At 66.2% G+C, this 18492-nt stretch carries 19 protein-coding genes and 1 pseudogene; 15 read left to right on the plus strand and 5 right to left on the minus strand.

Annotated features, from left to right (window positions below; translation table 11 throughout):
- The first annotated feature begins 138 nt into the window (after positions 1-138).
- The 8 genes from HTY51_RS07755 (at position 139) to HTY51_RS07790 (ending at position 10554) form a co-directional block, all read left to right on the plus strand.
- On the plus strand, positions 139-1047 hold the full coding sequence (locus HTY51_RS07755; RefSeq protein ID WP_254607016.1) for a lysylphosphatidylglycerol synthase transmembrane domain-containing protein: 909 nt from the start codon (positions 139-141) through the stop codon (positions 1045-1047).
- A complete protein-coding gene (locus tag HTY51_RS07760) occupies positions 1047-2582 on the plus strand; it encodes a glycosyltransferase family 39 protein (RefSeq protein ID WP_174252204.1) in 1536 nt (511 codons plus the stop codon). The genes HTY51_RS07755 and HTY51_RS07760 overlap by 1 nt, the downstream gene beginning before the upstream one ends.
- Positions 2567-3208: an HAD-IB family hydrolase gene (locus HTY51_RS07765; protein WP_174252205.1), complete on the plus strand. Its 642-nt coding sequence runs from the start codon at positions 2567-2569 to the stop codon at positions 3206-3208. The genes HTY51_RS07760 and HTY51_RS07765 overlap by 16 nt, the downstream gene beginning before the upstream one ends.
- A gap of 170 nt (positions 3209-3378) precedes the next feature.
- Complete coding sequence (locus HTY51_RS07770) at positions 3379-4491, plus strand: ABC transporter substrate-binding protein (RefSeq protein ID WP_174252206.1); 1113 nt, start codon at positions 3379-3381, stop codon at positions 4489-4491.
- Between the two features lie 151 nt (positions 4492-4642).
- The gene (locus HTY51_RS07775; RefSeq protein WP_174252207.1) at positions 4643-5011 is read left to right on the plus strand and encodes a hypothetical protein; all 369 of its coding nucleotides are present in this window, start codon (positions 4643-4645) and stop codon (positions 5009-5011) included.
- Positions 5012-5089: 78 nt separating this feature from the next.
- Positions 5090-6166 (plus strand): efflux RND transporter periplasmic adaptor subunit, encoded by a 1077-nt coding sequence (locus HTY51_RS07780; RefSeq protein WP_174252208.1) that lies wholly within the window; start codon positions 5090-5092, stop codon positions 6164-6166.
- A 1-nt stretch (position 6167) separates the two neighbouring features.
- Positions 6168-9272 carry an efflux RND transporter permease subunit gene (locus HTY51_RS07785; RefSeq protein ID WP_174252209.1) on the plus strand — a complete coding sequence of 1035 codons (3105 nt, stop codon included), beginning with the start codon at positions 6168-6170 and terminating at the stop codon, positions 9270-9272.
- A 13-nt stretch (positions 9273-9285) separates the two neighbouring features.
- Entirely contained in the window at positions 9286-10554 is a 1269-nt protein-coding gene (locus HTY51_RS07790) for a TolC family protein (RefSeq protein ID WP_174252210.1), read from the plus strand.
- A 61-nt stretch (positions 10555-10615) separates the two neighbouring features.
- Here the strand turns inward: HTY51_RS07790 and HTY51_RS07795 are convergent, their stop codons facing one another.
- The gene (locus HTY51_RS07795) at positions 10616-11017 is read right to left on the minus strand and encodes a GFA family protein (protein ID WP_174252211.1); all 402 of its coding nucleotides are present in this window, start codon (positions 11015-11017) and stop codon (positions 10616-10618) included.
- A 131-nt stretch (positions 11018-11148) separates the two neighbouring features.
- Between HTY51_RS07795 and HTY51_RS07800 the strand changes: the two genes are divergently transcribed.
- Together HTY51_RS07800 and HTY51_RS07805 are read left to right on the plus strand one after the other, a co-directional pair.
- A complete protein-coding gene (locus HTY51_RS07800) occupies positions 11149-12102 on the plus strand; it encodes a CysB family HTH-type transcriptional regulator (RefSeq protein ID WP_174252212.1) in 954 nt (317 codons plus the stop codon).
- A gap of 13 nt (positions 12103-12115) precedes the next feature.
- Positions 12116-13273: a pyridoxal phosphate-dependent aminotransferase gene (locus HTY51_RS07805; protein WP_174252213.1), complete on the plus strand. Its 1158-nt coding sequence runs from the start codon at positions 12116-12118 to the stop codon at positions 13271-13273.
- Positions 13274-13292: 19 nt separating this feature from the next.
- Here HTY51_RS07805 and HTY51_RS07810 read toward each other — a convergent pair whose 3' ends face one another.
- From HTY51_RS07810 to HTY51_RS07820, 3 genes are all read right to left on the minus strand, one after another.
- Positions 13293-14012, minus strand: coding sequence for an anti-sigma factor domain-containing protein (locus HTY51_RS07810; protein ID WP_174252214.1), 720 nt, complete (start codon positions 14010-14012; stop codon positions 13293-13295).
- Positions 14009-14578, minus strand: coding sequence for a sigma-70 family RNA polymerase sigma factor (locus HTY51_RS07815; protein WP_174252215.1), 570 nt, complete (start codon positions 14576-14578; stop codon positions 14009-14011). Before HTY51_RS07815 ends, HTY51_RS07810 begins: the two co-directional genes overlap by 4 nt.
- A gap of 79 nt (positions 14579-14657) precedes the next feature.
- Entirely contained in the window at positions 14658-15047 is a 390-nt protein-coding gene (locus HTY51_RS07820) for a hypothetical protein (RefSeq protein WP_174252216.1), read from the minus strand.
- Between the two features lie 227 nt (positions 15048-15274).
- Here HTY51_RS07820 and HTY51_RS07825 point away from each other — a divergent pair, with 227 nt between their 5' ends.
- The 5 genes and pseudogenes from HTY51_RS07825 to HTY51_RS18845 form a co-directional block, all read left to right on the plus strand.
- Positions 15275-15736 carry an isoprenylcysteine carboxylmethyltransferase family protein gene (locus tag HTY51_RS07825; protein ID WP_174252217.1) on the plus strand — a complete coding sequence of 154 codons (462 nt, stop codon included), beginning with the start codon at positions 15275-15277 and terminating at the stop codon, positions 15734-15736.
- Between the two features lie 60 nt (positions 15737-15796).
- Positions 15797-16228 carry an HAD domain-containing protein gene (locus HTY51_RS07830; RefSeq protein ID WP_174252218.1) on the plus strand — a complete coding sequence of 144 codons (432 nt, stop codon included), beginning with the start codon at positions 15797-15799 and terminating at the stop codon, positions 16226-16228.
- Between the two features lie 149 nt (positions 16229-16377).
- Positions 16378-16707, plus strand: a complete 330-nt coding sequence (locus HTY51_RS07835; RefSeq protein ID WP_174252219.1) for a type II toxin-antitoxin system Phd/YefM family antitoxin — start codon at positions 16378-16380, stop codon at positions 16705-16707.
- The gene (locus HTY51_RS07840) at positions 16700-17083 is read left to right on the plus strand and encodes a type II toxin-antitoxin system RelE/ParE family toxin (protein WP_174252220.1); all 384 of its coding nucleotides are present in this window, start codon (positions 16700-16702) and stop codon (positions 17081-17083) included. Before HTY51_RS07835 ends, HTY51_RS07840 begins: the two co-directional genes overlap by 8 nt.
- Positions 17083-17205, plus strand: a pseudogene (locus HTY51_RS18845) (methionine aminotransferase); the annotation flags it as partial. The gene HTY51_RS07840 and the pseudogene HTY51_RS18845, both read left to right, overlap by 1 nt.
- A 61-nt stretch (positions 17206-17266) precedes the next feature.
- Here HTY51_RS18845 and HTY51_RS07845 read toward each other — a convergent pair.
- Positions 17267-18232, minus strand: a complete 966-nt coding sequence (locus HTY51_RS07845) for a hypothetical protein (protein WP_174252221.1) — start codon at positions 18230-18232, stop codon at positions 17267-17269.
- Between the last annotated feature and the right edge of the window lie 260 nt (positions 18233-18492).

Below are 18492 nucleotides of genomic sequence, written 5' to 3' on the forward strand. Positions count from 1 at the left end.
GGAGGGAACGGGGTGAAAACCGCGCCACTCGTTGTTGCACTCCTAGCCCAGGCGGCCAGCCTGGGCGTCGTCGCGCGCCTAGATTGGCGCGGTTTTCACCACGTTCGCACTTGAGAAATCAGTGTGAACAGACCCTCCTTGAAGCTGCCCCTCAAACCGCTGCTGCTCGTCATCGGTGGCGCCGCCACCGTCTACGCCGCGGTCCTGCTGCTCAACGGCGACGCCCCGCTGGCCGCGCTCGGGGCGGCCCTGTGGACGCCGGCCGGCGCACTCGCCGCCGCCCTGTGCCTGCTGAACTACGGGCTGCGCGGCCAGCGCTGGCGCCTGTGGATGGCGCACTACGGCCGCCCGCTGCCGCTCGCCCAGGGCCTGCGCCTGTACCTGGCCGGCTACACCTTCACCCCCACGCCCGGCAATGTGGGCGAAGCCGCGCGCGGCCTGCTGCTGCGCCAGCCCCTGGGCGCGGCCGACAGCCTGGCCGTCTTCGGCGCCGAGCGCGTAGCCGACCTGCTGGCCCTGCTGCTGCTCACCCTGCCCGGCCTGTGGTGGCTGGCGCAGCTGCCCGGTGCGGCGGCCTGGCAGCTGCAGCTCGTCGCTGCGGCCGCCGTCGCAGGACTGCTGGTGCTGGGTCTGTTCTTCCGGTTCAGGCACAGCCTGTTCACCCGACTGCCCTGGCTGCACGCGGCCTGGTCCTGCCTGGCCATGCGTCCCTGGCGCTGGCTGGGCCTCACGCTTGTGGCCTGGGCCGCGCAAGGCCTGGCCATGTGGCTGGTCTGCCGCGAACTGGGCTTGGGCCTGGACCCCTTGCTGGCCACCGGTTTCTACGCCCTGGCCATGGTGGGCGGCGCGCTCTCGCTGCTACCCGCCGGCCTGGGCGGCACCGAAGCCCTGCTCACCGGCCTGCTGGTGCTGCAGGGTGCCACGCTGGCCACGGCCCTGGCCATCACGGTACTGGTGCGCCTGCTCACGCTGTGGCTGGCCGTGGCCATCGGCGTGCTGGCCCTCCTATATAGTGCAGCCGTTTCCCGCGATATTTCCCTGCACTGATGTCCCCCACGCCCACCGACTCCGCCTTCTCTCTGCCGCGCTGGCTGCTGCTCACCGCCCTGGGCGCACTCGCGCTGCGCTTGTGGATCGCCTACGCCCTGCCCATCACGGGTGACGAGGCCTTTTTCTACTGGTGGGGCGTCTACCCCGACTGGGGTTATTACGACCACCCGCCCATGGTGGGCTGGCTGATCTGGCTCATGCGCACCTTCTTCGGGGAAGCCACCTGGGCCATCCGCCTGCCCATCGTGCTGCTGCCCCTGGCTGTCGGTGGCCTGGTCTGGTGGGCGCTCAAGCCGCTGAACCGCGAACGTGCGGCCTGGGCCGTGCTGCTGATCTGGCTGGCGCCGCTGAACTGGCTCACCGCGCTGATCACCACCGACACCCCGCTGATCTTCTGGTCGGTGCTCTCGGCCGCCCTGCTGCTGCGCGCCGAACGGCGCGCCCAGCTCGACGGCCGTGCCTGGGCGCTCTATGCGCTGGCCGGCCTGGCCCTGGGTTGTGCCTTCCTCTCCAAGTATTTCTCCGTGGTGCTGGGCCTGAGCTACCTGGTCTACTTTGCCCTGTACCGGCGCGAACGCTGGCCGGCCTTCGCCCTGCTGGTGCTCTGCGCCCTGCCCGGCCCGGCCATCAACATCGCATGGAACATGGACCACGGCTGGTCCAACATCATGTTCAACGCCATCAACCGCCACGAGAATGCGGACTTCCAGTGGCGCAAGCCCCTGATGTACCTCGGCATGCTGGCCTATCTGCTGACCCCCGCCCTGCTCTGGCTGGGCTGGAAACACCGGCAGCTCCTGCGCGCCACCGCCAGCCAGCTGCGCCTGGTGAGCCTGCTGGTCGTGGTGCCGTTGCTCTTCTTCGCGCTGCTCTCGCTCAAGAAGGTGGTGGGCCTGCACTGGGTGCTGTCCTTCTACCCCTTCGTCTTCGTGCTGCTGGCCTTTGCGCTGCCCGTGGCCGCCCTTCGCAGTGCAGCCCGCGGCCTGGCCTGGTTCACCGGCCTGCACGTGCTGTTCGTGCTGGCCATCTCCTTCACCACGCTGGAGCAGTGGGCCGGCAAGCCGGGTTACGCCAGCTTCGTGCGCGCCTTCCGCACGGCCGAGCTGCTGGCCCAGGTGCGCACGCCCGACACCGTGCTCATGGCCAACGCCTATTCGCCGGCCGCGGTCTACGGTTATGTGAGCCAGCAGTACGTGCCCGTCTTCGGTCCGGGGAAGTTCCATGCGCGCCAGGACGACCTGCTGGTCGACTACAGCCTCTACCAGGGCAAGACCATCCGCGTGCTCATGGTCGACGCCCCGAAGCTGGACGAATACACCCCCTATTTCGAAAGCGTGCAGACCTGGACCGTGGTGCAAAGCGGCGTGACCTTCCACGTCGTCGAAGGCCGCAACTTCAACTTCGAGGCCTACCGCAAGGGCGTGCTGGCCGAGGTTTTCCAGCGCTACTACAACATCCCCACCTGGCTGCCCATGACGGGCTGCCCCTACTGCGTGCGCTACTGCGGCCAGGTCTCATGCCCGAAACCGTGAACGCGTCGCCGCGCGTGGTGGTGGCCGCCTTCGACTTCGATGGCACCCTGACCTGGCGCGACACCCTGCTGCCCTTTCTGCGCCGCCTGCTGGGCCTGCCCACGCTGCTGTGGGTGCTGTGGGTCTGCAGCCCCTGGCTGGTCGCCTACGCCCTGCGCCTGACCAGCAACCACCGCGCCAAGGCCCGCCTGCTGCACGCCGCGCTGGCCGGCCGCACGGTGAGCGAGGTGGAGCGCTGCGCCCGGGCTTTTGTGCGGGACGATCTGCCCCTGCAATGGCGCCCCTGGGCCATGCACCAGCTGGTGCAACACCAGCAGTTGGGCCACCGCTGCGTGCTCGTCAGCGCCTCCACCAGCCTTTACATGCACCTCGTGGGCGAGAGCCTGGGCGTGGACGCCGTGCTCTGCACCGAGATGGAGGTGGTGAACGGCCGTTACAGCGGCCACTTGGCCACACCCAACTGCCACGGCGAAGAAAAGGTGCGCCGGCTGCAGGCCTGGCTGGCCGGCGAGCCCGGGGCCGAGCCGCCCCAACTGCACGCCTACGGCGACACCGCGGGCGACAAGCCCATGTTGCGGTTGGCCAGCGTCGCCTGGTACCGCGAAAAACCCTGGCAACACGGCTGAACCCATAAGCGCCACGCAGGCATTGCATCAGCGCCAGACACGCTTGTCTCCCTAGAATGGGTTGCGTTGGGAGCCGCCCGGTAGAGGCAGCCTCACGACATCCCCGCGTGGGGCCTGTTCACACTTGAGAAATGAATGTGAACAGACCCCGGTACAACGAAGGAGACAAGATGAGAAAGCTTTTTTCTCTGGCCCTGCTCGCCCTGGCCATGACCCCGGCCGCCTGGAGCCAGGACATCGTGATCGGCCAGTCCGTGCCGCTCAGCGGCTCCAATGCAGACATCGGCCGCGACATGCGCGACGGCGCCCAGGCCATCTTCGCCCGGGTCAACGCTGGCAACCAGCTGGGGGGCCGCAAGATCCAGCTCGTGACGCTGGACAACGCCAACAACCGCCAGCGCGCCGCCGACAACACCAGACAGCTGCTGGGCCAGCACAATGCCATGGCGCTCTTCGGCTACAACTCGGCCACCAACAGCGTGGACGCGCTGCCCCTGGTCGCGCAGAACAACATGCTGTTCTTCGCGCCCTTCAGCGGTTCGCTCAGCCTGCGCAGCCACCCCAGCGTCTACACCATCCGCGCCTCCTACGAAGACGAGGCGCTCAAGATCCTGGAGGCCAAGCGCGGCGTCGGGGCCAACAAGACCGTGGTCGTCTATTACGACGACGAGGTGGGCCGCAGCAACTACGAGGCCGTGGCCGGCGTCTTCACCAAGGCCGGCAGCGACAAACCCCGCGGCGTGGCCGTCAAGCGCGGCGCGGCACTGGACGCGGCACTGGTCGACGCCATGGTCAAGGACGCCCCGCACTACGTGCTGGCCACCACGCAGTTCAGCGTGGTGGGTGATTTCCTCAAGATCGCCAATGACAAGGGCGTGGCGGTGCCGATCGCCGCACTGTCCTTCGTCAACCCCGACGAACTGGTCGAGTCCGTGGGCAACCTGGCGCGCGGCACCGTCGTGTCCCAGGTCATGCCCTCGCCGCGCAGCGCCAACCAGATCTCGGTGCCCCTGGTCAAGGAATGTGCCGAAGCGCTCAACGCCCTCAACGGCGCCAGGCTCAACTACACCTCGCTGGAATCCTGCATCGCCGCCAAGGTGCTGGTCGAAGCCCTCAAGAAGGCCGGCCCCCAGGTCACGCGGGCCAGCCTGCTGCAGGCCATGGGCAACCTGGGCCGCATCGACCTCAAGGGCTTCAGCCTGGCCTTCGGCCCCAACCAGCACCACGGCAGCAGCTGGGTGGAGCTGACCATCCTCTCGCGCGGCAACCGCTTCGTGCAATAAGGCAGTCACGGCGCCATCCATCGTGACAGGCACCTCAGGCAGGCCCTGCCGCGGGCAAGGGCTTGATCTGGATCAGGCGCGTCCCGGTCGCGCTCCCTATAATCGGGCGGTGCACATCTTGATGAGATACCAGTTGCTGAAGCGGGGTCTGATGACCGTCCTGATCGGACTGGTGAGTCTGGGGCCCTTCCTGCACGGCCATCTCGGCACCTCGCACGTTTCCGGTTTTCATGTGGATGGGCTGCATGCTGTCGCCCACGCGGATGAAGCCGGGTCTGTCCACAGCATGAGCGCCGTGGACGATGAATCCCCCGCACTGGGCGTGGCTGCCTCCTTGCCGAAGTCCGACGACGGCCACCTGCTCCTGCCGGCCGCCCTGCTGCTGGCATGCGTGCTGTGCCTGCTGCCCCATCAATCTTCCCTACGGATCAGGCCTGCGGCCACCGATCCGCAAGCCGCCCGCGCCTACCGCGACGGCTGGCCACCTCCGGCCCTCGCACCTCCCGCCCTGACCGCCTGAACCCAGGCAGGCTTGGTCCTGCGCGGCTCACCGTCCTGCGGCGGTGTATTTTCCTTTTTTCGATTCCAGGAGGCGGTCATGTCCCGACTGCTCATCGCTTTGTTCATCATGGCCGGCGCCAGCCTTGCGGCGGCCCAGGCCCAACCCGCCACCACCGAGCTGTCGATCGACGCCAGGCAGCAGGCCGCGCTCGGCATCCGCACCGTTGCGGTCAAACCCGCCGCCACCGGGCTGCTGCTGGCATCGGCCACGGTCGCCGTACCGCCCGGGCAGGAAGTCACGGTGACCGCACCGTTTGCCGGCGTAGTCACGCGCATCGACGCCGGCCTGGGCGATACCGTGCGCCAGGGCGCAGCGCTGCTGACCCTCAGCAGCCCCATGCTCGCCGATGCCCGGCGCCAGGCGCGTGAGGCCCAGCTGGAGTCCATGAACGCCCAGGCGGCCTTGCAGCGCGACCAGTCCATGTACGACGAAGGCCTGATCCCGGCCGCCCGGCTGCAGCTCAGCCAGAACCGCTACCGCGCTGCCGAGTCGGCCCGGCAGGCCCACGAAGCCATGCTGCGCGCCACCGGCGCCAGCGAGGCGCCCACCGGCGACTACGCCAGCGGCACCGTGCGCGCGCCGCGCCAGGGCAGTGTCGTGGAGGCGATCTCCGGCGTGGGACAACGCGTGGAAGCGGGTGCCGTCCTGTTCCGCATCGCCGACCTGCGGCAGCTGCAACTGGACATCGTGCTCTCCGGCGACAAGGCCGGCCTCCTGCACACCGGCGACAGCGTCACGGTGCCGGCGCGCGAAGCCCGCGCCACGCTGACCGGTGTCAGCCGGGCCCTGGACGCGTCGCAGCAGGCCCGCGCACGGGCCCGCGTGACCACCCCCGGGCGCCTGCAGGTCGGCGAGGTCCTGTCCGTGCAGATCCAGCCCACGCGTGAAAAGAGCGCCGCCCCGGCCTGGCTGGTGCCTGCGCGCGCCATCGTTCTGTACCGCGGACAGTCCTGGGTGCTGCTGGCCACGCCCCAAGGGTTCATGCCCACCCGGGTCCGGGTCCTGTCGGGCAACGACGAGCAGGCGGTCGTGGAAGGCGCGCTGGGGCCGGACCGCCAGGTCGCCCACACCGGCATCGCCTCGCTGCGCGCGCTGATGGACAAGGGCGAGTGACATGTTCAATGCCCTCATACACCTGAGCCTGCGGCATCGCCTGCTGGTGCTGCTGCTGGCTGCCGTCCTGATGGCCGTGGGCCTGCGCGCCTGGATGCAGCTGCCCATCGATGCCTTCCCGGACATCTCCCCCACCCAAGCCAAGATCATCCTCAAGATCCCGGGCATGACCCCCGAGGAAGTGGAACTGCGGGTCGTCAAGCCCGTCGAGCAGGAACTGCTGAGCATCCCGCGCAAGCGCATGGTGCGCTCGGTCTCCAAATACGGCATTGCCGACATCACGCTGGACTTCGACGAGGGCGTGGACATCTACTGGGCCCGCCAGCAGGTCAACGAACGGCTCACCGGCGTGATGGCCGAACTGCCCGCCGGCGTCAGCGGCGGCCTGGCCCCCATCACCACCCCGCTGAGCGAGCTCTACATGTTCACCGTGGACGGCGAAGGCTACAGCCTGGCCGAGCGCCGCCGCGTGCTGGACTGGGTGCTGCGCCCCGAGCTGCGCACCATCACCGGCGTGGCCGAGGTCAACTCCCTGGGTGGCGAAGTCCAGACCTACGAGGTCGTGCCCGACACGGCCCGGATGGCGGCGCTGGGCCTCTCGATGGCCGACCTTCGGCTGGCCCTGGGCAGCAACAACAGCAACGACGGCGCCGGCCGCCTGCAAACCGGCGAGGAGTCCCTCGTCGTGCGCATCGAAGGCGCGATCCGCAGCCTGGACGACCTGCGAGCCATCCGCCTGTCGCTGCCCGGGCGCCAGCAGCCGGTCCTGCTGGAAGACGTGGCCACCGTGCGCCTGGGCGCGCTCACGCGCTACGGCGCCGTCACGCAGGACGGACGTGGCGAAGCCGTGCAGGGCCTGGTGCTGGGCCTGCGCGGCGCCGATGCGCGCCAGCTGGTCGACGCCATCGCCCTGAAACTCGACGAGCTGAAAACGCGCTTGCCCGAAGGCATGAGCATCCGGACCTTCTACAACCGCGGTGAGCTGGTCACGCGGGCGGCTGACACCGTGATCAAGGCCCTGGCCGAAGCGGCGGTGCTGGTCTGCGTCGTGCTCTACCTCTTCCTGGGCGGGCTGCGCGCCGCGCTGGTCGTCGCCTTGTCCCTGCCGCTGACGCTGCTGACCACCTTCCAGCTCATGCAATTCGCCGGGCTCACGGCCAACCTCATGAGCCTGGGCGGCCTGGCCATCGCCCTGGGCATGCTGGTCGACGCCTCCGTGGTGGTGGTCGAGAACATCGAGAGCTCACCAGGCACCCCCGGTGAAGCCAGCGGCGAGCGCGTGTTGCATGCCGTGCAGCAGGTCGTCAAGCCGGTGGTGGCGGGCGTGCTCATCATCGGCGTGGTCTTCCTGCCCCTGCTGACGCTCGAAGGACTGGAAGGCAAGCTCTTCAGCCCGGTCGCGCTGACCATCGTGATGGCGCTGGCCGCCTCGCTGCTCATGGCGCTCACCGTCATCCCGGCGCTGGCCTCCCTGGTGCTGCGCCCCGAGGCCGCCCACGAGTCCGCCCTGATGCGGCGCCTGTCCGCAGGCTATGTGCGCCTGCGCGACAGCGCCTGGCGGCACCCGCGCTGGCTGGCCGGTGCTGCGCTCGGCTCACTGGTGCTGGCCGCGGTGCTCTACGGCCTGGTCGGCAAGACCTTCATGCCCACCCTGGACGAAGGCGATGTCCTGGTCCAGCTGCAGAAGGTGCCGACCATCACGCTGGAGGCCTCGCTCGAACTGGACATCCGCGTGCAGCAGGCCATCCTGGCGCAGGTGCCCGAGGTGAAATCCATCGTGGCCCGCACGGGCTCGGACGAACTGGGCCTGGACCCCATGGGCCTGAACGAGACCGACACTTTCCTCGTGCTGCGGCCCAAGAGCGAATGGCGCGGCAGCAAGGAAGACATCATCTACGCGCTGCGCGAGGTGCTCGACGGTTTCCCCGGCCTGGTCTACGGCTTCACCCAGCCCATCGAAATGCGGGTCTCCGAGATGCTGACCGGCACCCGCGGCGACGTGGCCATCAAGCTCTTCGGCAACAACCTGGACGAGCTGGTGGAGAACGCGCAGAAAGTCGCGCAGGCCGTGCGCCTGGTCAACGGGGCGGCCGAAGTCATCGCGCCGCGCGGCGAAGGCATGCAATACCTGACCGTGGCGCTCGACCGGCATGCCATCGGCCAGGCGGGCCTGAGCGTGGAGAGCGTGCAACAGGCGCTCAAACAACAGGTCGAGGGCGAGACCACCGGCCTGGTCAACGAAAACGGCGTGCGCGTGCCGCTGGTGCTGCGCGGCAGCGAGGCTGTGCGCAACAGCCCCGAGGCCCTGCGTTACCTGCCGCTGCTCGGTGCCGACGGCCGCGCCTGGCGGCTGGGCGCGCTGGCCGACATCCGGCAGGTTGACGGTCCCATACGTGTCGATCATGAACTGGGCCGGCGCCTGGCCACCATCCAGGTCTCGGTCGAGGGGCGTGACCTCACCGGCTTCGTGCAGGACGCCCAGCAGGCCGTGGCCAAGGTGGACCTGCCGCGCGACATCCAGATCGTCTGGGGCGGGCAGTTCGAAAACCAGCAGCGCGCCGCGGCGCGCCTGGGTCTGGTCATCCCCGCGGCCATGGGCATCATCTTCCTGATCCTGACCCTCACCTTCGGCTCGGCGATGCAGGCGACCATCATCTTCCTGAACATCCCGTTTGCGCTGGTGGGCGGGGTGGTGGCGCTGGCCGTCTCCGGCGAATACCTCTCGGTGCCGGCCTCGGTCGGCTTCATCGCGCTGCTGGGCATCGCCGTGCTCAACGGCGTGGTCATGGTCACGCACTTCAACGAACGGCGACTGGGCGGCGAAGCCATGCATGACGTCGTGCGCCTGGGGGCCGAGCGGCGGCTGCGGCCCGTGCTGATGACCGCCATCATCACCGCCCTGGGCATGATCCCGCTGCTCTTCGCCACCGGCCCCGGTTCGGAAATCCAGAAGCCACTGGCCATCGTGGTCACCGGCGGGCTGGTCAGCTCCACCCTGCTCACCCTGCTGCTGCTGCCCAAGATCTACGAACACCTGGGCGCACCGGACAGCCTCGCACAGCTCGCTGCCCGGCTGCGCCGCCATCTGCCCGGGCGTCGGGCCTGAAGGAGGAAACCAGATGAAGAAACTATCGATCTTCCTCGCGCTGCAGGGTCTGTGCCTGCTCGCCATGGCACAACCCCAGCCGCCTGCCGACCCGCTGCAGGCGTTGCTGCCACCCGCACACCAGGTGCAGGACGTCGTGCTGCGCAGCCCGGCCACGCGTGCCGCCCTGGCCCAACGCGACGGCCAGCTGCGCCGCGCCGACATCACCGAAAGCGGCCCCGCCGAGTTCACCGCGCGCCTGAGCCAGCAAAACCGCCACGTGTCCGATCCGGCAGAGCGTTACTCGGAAACCCAGCTCAGCCTGGAGCGCCCCGTGCGCTGGTGGGGCAAGGCCGGGCTGGATGCGGACCAGGCCGGCGCCAGCCGCACCTCGGCGCGGCTGGCCTATGCCGATGCCATCCACGAAACCAGCCGCGAACTGCTGCAACTGTGGGTCGAAGCCCTGCGCGCCGGCATGCGCCAGGACAACGCCCAGACCAACCTCACCCTCGCCCAGGAACTGGACCGCCTGGCGGCGACACGCCTGCGCTTGGGCGAGATCTCGCAGCTCGACGCCAGCCTGGCGCAGGCCGAACTGCAGCGCGCCCAGGCGGCACTCGACCAGGCACGCGGGGCCCAGTCAGCCGCGGTGGCACGGCTCACGCGCACCTATCCAGGCATCACGCTGGCACAGCCCCCGCTGCCCGATCCGGCCTGGCTGCAAACCCGGCTGGAAGCGCTGCCCACCCTGCCGGAACTGCGGCAACAGTACCTGGAACGCAACCACCAGCTCAATCTGTGGCGCAGCGAAGCGGCACGCCTGCGCCTGTTGGCACAACGCACGGACCGCGACCAGTGGCCCGACCCCACCCTGGGCATCTACACCGCCAACGAGCGCGCCGGTGCCGAGCGCGTCATCGGCGTGTCCATCAGCGTGCCCATCTCGGGCAAGGTGCGCCAGAACCACGCCCTGGCCGCCGCGGCCGACGCCCAGACCGCAGAAGACCGGGTGCAGCAGCTGGAACAAAGCCTGGGGGCCGACATCGAGGCGCGGTACAACAGCCTGCAACACCTGGCCCGTGCGGCCATCAGCGTCGACACGGCCGCCTTGACCCAGCAGCTGGCGGCCGAAAAATCGCGCAGGGCCTATACCCTGGGTGAGCACACCATGACCGAACTCATCCAGAACCGCCGCCTCGCGGCCGAGCAGCTCACCAGCGCCCGGCTGGCGCAGCTGGAGGTGCTCGAAGGCCTGGCGCTGATCGAGCTGGACCTGCACCGGATATGGGACTTCGATGAATAAGCCTTGATCGCCAGGCCCGGCGCTGCGAGCCAACCGCCATGGCGGCGGGCCCTGGCCAGGCTCAGAGATGGCTGCAGAAAGCCGGTGCGCTGCCCCAGCAGTCCGCCCGGCCGTCCACATAGGTGATGGGCAGGCGTGAGAGCGCCTCGTCGTCCAGTTCGTCGATGCAGCCCAGGTTCACGCCGTACATCTTGCCGATGGGCGTCTCCGTGCCGATGCCGAAGGCGCGCACGCCGCAGTGTTTGCAGAAGTAGTGCTCGTTCTTGCGCGTGTTGAAGAGGTACCGCGTGAGCTCGCCTTCGCCAGCCAGCAGGCGGAAACCCTCCTCGCGCGCCACCGCCGGCCAGAAGCGCGTGCGCCGGCAGATCGAGCAGTTGCAACGGTAGGTGCTTTGCGTCAGGTCCAGCTCGGCCTCAAATTGGACGGCACCGCAGTGGCAACTTCCGCGGTAGGTTTTCAGCATGGCGCTCCTCCGTTGGCGTTTTCTGGATCGTCGGGCAGCCTACTCCAGAACATGACACGATGGCAAAGACAGCCCGTCGCCCCTATAGATGCGCGAGGCATAATAAACGTCAGTTTTAGCCGGATTTAGCCATGAACCTGCACCAATTCCGCTTCGTCCAGGAGGCCGCGCGCCACGGCCTGAACCTGACCGAGGCGGCCAAGGCCCTGCACACCTCGCAGCCGGGCGTGTCCAAGGCCATCATCGAACTGGAAGAAGAGCTGGGCATCGACATCTTTGCCCGCCACGGCAAGCGCCTCAAGCGCATCACCGAGCCGGGGCAGCAGGTGCTCCAAAGCATCGAACTCATCATGCGCGAGGTGGGCAACCTCAAACGCATCGGCGAACAGTACAGCGCGCAGGACAGCGGCACCCTGTCGATTGCCACCACCCATACCCAGGCGCGTTACGTGCTGCCCGAGCCCGTGGCCAAACTGCGCGCGGCCTGGCCCAAGGTCAACCTCTCGCTGCACCAGGGCAACCCGGACCAGGTGGCGCGCATGCTGATCGACGAGATCGCCGAAGTCGGCATCGCCACCGAGTCGCTGGCCAACTACGACGAGCTCGTCACCCTGCCCTGCTACGAATGGGAACACGTGCTGGTGCTGCCGGCCAGCCACCCGCTGGCGGCCAGGGAGAGGCTGAGCCTGGAAGACCTGGCTGCCGAGCCGCTCATCACCTACCACCCCACCTTCACCGGCCGCACGCGCATTGACCACGCCTTTGCCCAGCGCAAGCTGGAGCCGCGCATCGTGCTCGAAGCCATCGACTCGGACGTGATCACCACCTACGTCAAGCTGGGCATGGGCCTGGGCCTGGTGGCCGAGATGGCCGTGCGCAACCTGCCGGCCCAGGCCAGCGGTGACGAACTGGTGGTCCGCCCGCTGGGCCAGCTCTTCGGCAAGAACGTCACACGCGTGGCCTTCAAGAAAGGCGCCTACCTGCGCAACTTCGTCTACGAATTCGCCCAGTTGCTCAGCGACCGCCTGCAGCGCGACCTGGTGGCGCGTGTCATGCGCGGCGAGCATACAGATTACGAGCTTTGAGTATCCTTTCAACATGACCATCAGAACACCCGCCCTCAAGAGCCGCCTGCCCAATGTAGGCACCACCATCTTCACCGTCATGTCCGCCCTGGCCACCGAAAAGGGCGCTGTGAACCTGGGCCAGGGTTTCCCTGATTTCGAGGGCGACCCGCGCCTGGTGGACGCCGTGACCCAGGCCATGAAAAACGGCCTGAACCAGTACCCGCCCATGACGGGTGTGCCCGCCCTGCGTGAGGCCATCGCCAAAAAGAACCAGGCGATCTACGGCCACACGTATGACGCCAATACCGAGATCACCATCACCGCCGGCGCCACCCAGGCCATCCTCACCATCATCCTGGCCATCGTGCACCCGGGCGACGAGGTCATCGTGCTGGAGCCCTGCTACGACAGCTACGTGCCCAATATCGAGCTGGCCGGCGGCGTGGTGGTGCGCGTGCCGCTCACCCCCGGCAGCTTCCGCCCCGATTTCAGCAAGATCGCCGCCGCCATCACGCCCAGGACGCGTGCCATCCTCATCAACAGCCCGCACAACCCCAGCGGCATGGTGTGGACGAAAGAGGAAATGCTGCAGTTGCAGGAACTGCTGGACCCGACCGACATCCTGGTCATCAGCGACGAGGTCTACGAGCACATGGTGTTCGACGGCAAGCAGCACGAGAGCGCCGCGCGTTTCCCCGCCCTGGCCGCGCGCAGTTTCATCGTCAGCAGCTTCGGCAAGACCTACCACGTCACGGGCTGGAAGGTGGGCTACGTGGCCGCGCCCGCGCCGCTGGCGGCCGAGTTCCGCAAGGTGCACCAGTTCAACGTCTTCACCGTCAACACCCCGGTGCAGCACGGCCTGGCCGCCTACATGGCCGACCCGAAACCTTATCTGGAACTACCCGCCTTCTACCAGCGCAAGCGCGACCTCTTCCGCGAAGGCCTGAAGAAAACGCGCTTCAAGATGCTGCCCGGCCAGGGCACCTATTTCCAGTGCGTGGACATCTCGGCCGTGAGCGACCTGAACGAAGCGGAGTTCTGCAAGTGGCTCACCACCGAGATCGGCGTGGCCGCCATTCCGCTCTCGGCCTTCTACGGCAACGGCTTCGACCAGAAGGTCGTGCGCTTCTGTTTTGCCAAGAAGGACGAGACGCTGAATACCGCGCTGGAGCGCCTGGCCCGCCTGTAAAACCGGGCGCCCGCGGGACTCAGCGCCAGAGCTTGCCGCACAGCCCGCGGTAGACAAAGGGCTGCGTGGGTGCGCCGGGTTGGGCCCCCACGGGCTCCAGCGACACCGCCAGCTCCACCGCCGGCAAAAACACCTGCTCGGCGGTGTCGCTCAGCGCCAGGTGGGTGAAGTTGCCATTGGGCAGCGGCCCCACCGGCTCCACCGCGCCCGCCTTGTCGATGCGCCACAGGTACAGCGTCTGCCCCGGCGGCACGGCCACCGGCGTCACCTGCTTGATGTCGACCACCTTGCCACGCCGCAGGCTGGAAATGATCAGGCCCGGCTGCCCCTGCGCGGTAGCCAGCACGCCCACATAACTGGCCGGCAATTCCATATCGCGCTGGTAGTCGCCGTAGGCCTGCCACATGACCGGCACCAGGGTGCCCATCAACAAGCCCAGGACCAGGGCCCCCGCGGGCGCCGGGGCCAGCAGGCGACGCCACCAGGAAGGCGCCACGGCCGCCGGGGCGGTGCCGGTCGCCTTCGCGATGCGGCTCCACAGTTCCGCGCCGGGCGCCTGGGCCGGCAAGGCACGGTGCAGCGGCGCCAGACGTTCCGTCCAGTCATTCACCGCGGCCACCAGGGCCGGCTGGTGCCGCATGACGGCCTCGAAGCGCTGGCGCGCCCTCCCGCGCAGGGTGCCCGCCACATAGGCCGCGGCCAGTGGTTCGATAGCCGATGGGTTCCGGTACCAGTTCATGCCAGAGCCTCCATGCAGCCTTTGAGGCGCATCAGGCTGCGCCGTGTCCAGGCCTTGACGGTCCCCAGGGGCCGCTGCATGCGCAGGGCAATCTCGGGGTGGGTCAAACCATCGTAAAAAGCCAGCAGCAGCGCCCGCCGGGGTTCGGGCTCCAGGGCCTCCATGCAATGCGCCAGTTGCGCCCCGTCTTCATGCGTCAGCAGCTGATCCATGGGAGAGCCGCTTTCGTCCTGCAGGTCGTGCACCTGCTCGTCGCCGTTCTCGTCCTGCCAGTGCAGCGGCAACTCGGGTTTGCGTTTGCGCAGCAGATCGATCGCCCGGTTGCGGGTCACCACGCACAGCCAGGCCAGCGTCAGGCGCTGCCCGGGCGCCGCCGCCGCGGATTGATTCCAGACCGTGACGAAAACCTCCTGCAGCACATCCTCGGCCATGGCGCGTTCCTGCGTCACGCGCAAGGCCACCGCCATCAGCCGGCTGGCGACCAGGCGGTAGAGGGCTTCAAACGCCCGGGCATCGCGCAGGGCAATGCGCGCCAGCAGCGCGCCTACTTCTTCACGGTCATCCATCAGGGGCTGGTCTCCAGGGTGGCGTGGCGCTGGAGAGCATACCCGACACGTATGCGCTCCAGCCACGCCCCCGGCCTTCTTAATACGCCGCTTGGGGCGTGGTCACGGGCTTCTCGGAAATCACGTGCCACACACCGCCGATGCCGTTGCCATTGCGGTCCCCGGCCTTGCTGTCCCCCACGAAGTAGTAGAGCGGCTTGCCGTTCACCGTCCATTGGCGTGCGCCGTTGGCGTCGATCAGGCCGAACTCGCCCTTGGCAGCAGCACCGGGCTTGGCGACGAAGGCCGGCCACTTGGCCAGGCAGCCGCCACTGCAGTTGCTCTTGCCCGCTTCGTCCTTGTCGAAGATGTAGACCGTGCGGCCTGCCGCGTCCGCCAGCACACCGTCACGCATGACCGGCTGCGCCTGGACAGCGCCGGCGACCAGCATGGAAAACGCAAAGGCGGCAAAAAGAGAGCTTTTTTTCATGATGTCCTCGTCCTGAAAGGTTGGGTTGATGGGCCGCACCATTGCGTCCCACCTCTAGAACGGAGTGAATCGGCGTCTGGATGCATGGGCTGGAAAAAATATTTCACCTCCCTGCCGCCAGGCCAAACTCCCGGCTTCCCCGCCGCGCAGCAGGCTTAAACTGCCTGCTTGGCATGAAGAAACCTGACCACGGCGCCGGAGTGCCTGGCCAAACCGGGAGTTTGAACATGAACGAACGTCAACGCCTGTGGCTCGGTTCGGGGCTGGTGCTCCTGCAGTTCGGCCTGCTGGCCGTGCTGGCCCTGCTGGCCTGGCCTGCCGCGCAGACCGGGGCCGTTCCGCTGGCCGCCTGGGCCGCGGCCGCGGGGGCCTTGCTGCTCTTCGGCTGGACCCTGCGCGCCAACCGCCTGGGCAACTTCAACATCCACCCCCGCCCGCGCGTGGGCGGCACCCTGGTCACCAGCGGCCCCTACGCCTGGATCCGCCACCCCATGTACACCGCCTTCCTGCTCGGCACCTTTGCGCTGGCGCGCACCGCCGACGGCGGTGCGGCCTGGCTGGCCTGGTGGGCGCTCTCGCTGGTGCTGTGGTTCAAGTCCACGCTGGAAGAGCGCTGGATGCTGGCGCAGCACCCGGGGTATGCGCATTACCGGGAGCAGACCAAGCGGTTTGTGCCGTGGGTCTACTGAAGCAAGGTGCTCCCGCAAATGACGTCGACCGGGCTGCCAATCGAAAAGTGAGGCTGACCTATGGTTCTATTCCTCGACTTCGACGGCGTGTTGCACCCCAAAGGAGCAGGGCAAACGCACTTTACGCGGCTGCCGCTTCTTGAGTTGTTTCTGCGCCAGAACGATCTGGCACCAACGCGTATCGTGATCACGTCAACTTGGCGGGAAGCGTACAGCCTCCCCAGGTTGCGCAGCTTCTTTTCCCCTGATATTGCGGCGCGGATTGCGGGTGTCACGCCAAAGCTTGAAGACTACTCAAGCGAATACGAGCGCGGCGAAGAGGTTGAGGCGTGGCTGGCAGGCCTACCGCTCGTACCCTGGGTTGCCCTGGATGACGAAGCGGAGAACTACGCACCACGGCTGAGAAAACGCTTGGTGCAGTGTGACGGTCGCCTGGGACTTCTCGAAACAGACCTGGAGAAGATGCGTGGCATTTTGGTCGTCGCGTCTTGACAAGGGGGACCGACATGAAGGCGTATGGCACGCATGATGGCTTATTGACCTTCGGCAATCTAGAGCGCCGGACTGTTCATCCGCAGGTCTTGCTGGGAACATCGCGGGTATAGAATGCACAGAATTCTGTAACCTCGTCAGGAGCCGCCATGGGAATTGCCACCAACGATGTCGTGCCCTTCACCCTGGCGCGATCCAATCTTTCGCTCCTGGCCGACCAGGCCAAGGCCGGTGCCGAGAAGATCATCACCAAAAACGGTGAAAGCTACGTCGCGCTGATCGACGCCGACCGGCTGGACTACTACCACCGCCTGGAACGCGAACGCATCCACCTGCTGCTGCTGGATGATGCCAAGCGCGGCCTGGACGACATCGCCGCCGGCCGCACCTATGAAGCGGATGCCGCCCTGGCCCAGCTGCAAAAACGCCGTGCCGCCAGCGCCAAGACAGCGAAGCCTGCCGCCAGAAAGCGTGGCTGAGTCCCTGTACCGGGTCGAGTTGACCGCCAGCTTCCTGGAACGCCTGGACAGCATCGAGGCGTTTCTGACGGAAGCCGACGCCGCCTTTGCCTTCGATGCCCTGCTGGACGAGCTGCGGACCACGGTTTTTCCCAATCTGCGCCGCTTTCCGCGCATCGGCCGGCGCTACCTGGACCACCCGCCCCAATCCGCCGAGGCGCTGACCCAACTGGCCTCGCTGCCGGCCGGCGCTCCTGTCGCGCTGCGGGTCTACCTGCATGGCGACTACCTGATGCTCTATGCGGCCTCGGAAGCCGACACCACCGTATATCTTCTGTCCATCCGGCACCACCGCCAGCTTTCGTTTGACTTTGCAAGGCTGTGGCCCGGAGGCTAATGGCGGCCATTCCGCGCTCGGACTTCTATAACAATGGCTTGGACCAGAAAGCGGTGCGTTTCTGCTTTGCCAAGAAAGACGAGATGCTGAGGAAGGCGCTGGAGTGGCTGGAACGGCTATAAGCTCAAGTCAACCGCACCATTTCCTAGATGAGTCCTCACAGCAATTGACTACGAATCTCCCTCAGCTTTCCCTCTCAATTGCGAGCAGTTCTCCTGCGCGAGTAGTCATAGTCCACCGCGTACCTTCAAGCTGAAAAGATAAGAGGTCAACAGTTCCTGACCAAGGCTTGATGACGTCAAACGGAGTCGGCGAGCTGAATAGCAAGGTTCCGTCGGCAACTATTGAGGTCGACTTATTTAGAAAGGTGATGGTATTGGCGCCTTGCGGCAAGTCATCGAGCCGAATGAAATCAACTCGAACGAGTTCAAGCAGATCATCAACAGAACTTGCTTTAAAGCCGACATTGTCCGAGATCGCACTATTCGCAACGGATGGATATACCACGGCATCAACCGCATTAGCTCCGAGGATGGATTCGGCCCAGGCAGCTGAGATCATGTACTGAAAATCTTGATCGCCTGGAACGTCTTTCACAAATTGCTTAGCCAAGAAACGGTTCACCTCTATATTCAGCGTTCGAGCCAACTCTCCTTGTTTGAGACGAGACCAATCCATTCCATTTCGGCTCCAGCCTTTTCCACGGATCGCCTCGTCATCCAATCCAGCACCAATTGCATGGAACGGGCGTTTGGCCCGAAAACAAGATAAGGCAATCGTTTTGCCAGGCTCAGCTTTAATTTCACGACTGACGCTGCCAACCGCAAGATTCGTATAAAGAACTGTGGTTTTGGGGCGATGCAGTCTGCCGTACCCTTCGTTGAGTTCTGCAGAACGCATTCCAACTTCAGCAATACTTTTTGGAGGCGATTCAAGAAGTCGACCTCTATAAAAAATTCTGCCCTTTTCAAAAATAAAAGCTTGAACTGAAAACCCATGAACAAGAAGTCGGAGACGATCTTTGATGAATTCAAAATCAGCTTTGGCAAGATCGAGGCCTTCAAGTTCACTGATCCTCACCTGCACATCCTGAAGACTTGGCAAGGAAGGGTACGCGTTGATTTCTTTGAATTTTGGAGCCTCACTCATGTGGTTTCCGAATTTGCCATCAAAAGCAGCTTAGCTATCGTTTCTTGATGAGTCTATATACAGCGATCAGCCCATACTTATTCATCCTTGCATCTGATTTCGATGCATCGGCAACGCCGCTCATTAGCAGAGCGCTTAGATGAATGGTTCGAGCCCACGACGAGGGATCATGCAAACTCGCTGCCCCTTCAGCACTGAATCGGATTCCGGCAGAACTTCTCCAACTCCCGCACCGCCGCCTTGCCGGCCACCGCGTTTTT

The sequence above is a fragment of the Rhodoferax sp. BAB1 genome, assembly GCF_013334205.1.
GTDB lineage: Bacteria > Pseudomonadota > Gammaproteobacteria > Burkholderiales > Burkholderiaceae_C > Hylemonella.